This window comes from Enterobacter sp. EC_50 (assembly GCF_019584525.1).
Classification (GTDB): Bacteria; Pseudomonadota; Gammaproteobacteria; order Enterobacterales; family Enterobacteriaceae; genus Enterobacter; species Enterobacter roggenkampii.
The window spans coordinates 1-213 of the sequence record NZ_VDAF01000137.1; the positions used below are offsets into that span (position 1 = coordinate 1).

The window sequence follows — 213 nt, forward strand, 5'->3', positions numbered from 1 at the left end:
TGCGCGAGGTTACCGGCTGCGGCCTGAGTTTTTTAAGTGACGTAAAATCGTGTTGAGGCCAACGCCCATAATGCGGGCGGTTGCCCGGCATCCAACGCCATTCATGGCCATATCACTGATTTTCTGGTGCGTACCGGGTTGAGAAGCGGTGTAAGTGAACTGCAGTTGCCATGTTTTACGGCAGTGAGAGCAGAGATAGCGCTGATGTCCGGC

1 pseudogene is annotated in these 213 nt (G+C 54.5%); it reads right to left on the minus strand.

The annotated features are described in order from the left end of the window. A pseudogene (locus FHC48_RS23375) lies at window positions 1-213 on the minus strand (IS1-like element transposase); the annotation flags it as partial.